Source organism: Cupriavidus sp. SIMBA_020, from assembly GCF_046535395.1.
Classification (GTDB): Bacteria; Pseudomonadota; Gammaproteobacteria; order Burkholderiales; family Burkholderiaceae; genus Cupriavidus; species Cupriavidus campinensis.
In genome coordinates this window covers 1-261 of record NZ_JAWRWU010000894.1, presented here as the reverse complement: position 1 = coordinate 261, position 261 = coordinate 1, and the positions used below count along the sequence as shown (strand labels likewise).

Genomic DNA, 261 nt, shown 5'->3' with positions numbered 1-261 from the left:
ATGTGAAGGGCACAATCTTCACGGTCCAGAAGGCGCTGCCGCTGATGGGCCAGGGCGGTTCGATCATCCTGACCGGATCGAGCGCCGGCACCACGGGTGCCCCGTCAATGAGCGCCTACAGCGCGAGCAAGGCGGCAGTGCGCAACCTCGCGCGGAGCTGGGCGGAGGACCTGAAGGGCACCGGCATCCGGGTCAACGTGCTGTCGCCCGGGGCGACGGCGACCGAACTCGCGAAGGAAGCGCTAGGCGAGGAGGGCCAGA

1 protein-coding gene is annotated in these 261 nt (G+C 68.6%); it reads left to right on the top strand.

Features of this window, described 5'->3' with window-relative positions; genetic code table 11:
• Positions 1–261, top strand: a 261-nt coding sequence (locus SB751_RS32005; protein WP_410749267.1) for an SDR family oxidoreductase, incomplete at both ends; no start/stop codon positions are given.